The sequence below is a fragment of the Halomicrobium sp. HArcht3-1 genome (assembly GCF_058933345.1).
The window spans coordinates 1-697 of the sequence record NZ_JBZYDM010000025.1 but is presented as its reverse complement, the minus strand read 5'-3'; the positions used below and the strand labels follow the sequence as shown (position 1 = coordinate 697).

Genomic DNA, 697 nt, shown 5'->3' with positions numbered 1-697 from the left:
GGTCGTGTTCAGATAAGGATGAAGAGTGAGGCGGTCCGTTTTCAAAGTGATTCATGCCCGAAAACGGCCGCCTCATCGGGAATTTAGACGAGATCGACTTAGAGTTTGTTGAACGAGAAGCGACACCACGATTTCTGATGAAGTTCAGTATTCAGTTGCATCTTGCTGGATTATCGCTTTCGAATACTGTTTCTATTCTTGAAATATTTGGTGTCAAACGTGCTCGATCCACTGTTCATAATTGGGTTCACAAGGCCGAGCTACAGCCAGAATCTGGCCGATCCCCGGATCACGTTGCGGTCGACGAGACGGTGATCCGAATCGACGATGAACAGTATTGGCTGTACGCCGCTGTCGATCCAGAATCAAACGAATTGCTGCACACAAAGCTTGAACCGACGCGTACGAACGCTATTTCTTACGCATTCTTTGCCGAACTACGCGAGAAACACGACGTTGACGACGCCGTATTTCTCATCGATGGTGCGACTCCGTTGAAAGACGCGTGTTCACGTCATGGTCTCGATTTCAGATACCAAAAGCATGGAAATCGGAATAGCGTCGAACGTGTCTTTCGAGAAGTGAAAAGACGAACCTCTTCGTTCTCAAACTGTTTCAGCCACGTCGATCCAGACACAGCTGACGACTGGCTCAGATCATTCAGCTTCGCATGGAATCAGCTAATCTGAACACTACC

At 48.2% G+C, this 697-nt stretch carries 1 protein-coding gene; it reads left to right on the top strand.

The window, feature by feature from the left end; genetic code table 11:
- Positions 1 to 53: 53 nt before the first annotated feature.
- The gene (locus AC5FRW_RS19185) at positions 54 to 689 is read left to right on the top strand and encodes an IS6 family transposase (protein ID WP_493570070.1); all 636 of its coding nucleotides are present in this window, start codon (positions 54 to 56) and stop codon (positions 687 to 689) included.
- Positions 690 to 697: the final 8 nt, after the last annotated feature.

Bases quoted from the DNA above. Each gene is read 5' to 3' on its own strand.
- AC5FRW_RS19185 (WP_493570070.1), top strand. From the start codon at position 54: ATGCCCGAAAACGGCCGCCTCATCGGGAATTTAGACGAGATCGACTTA.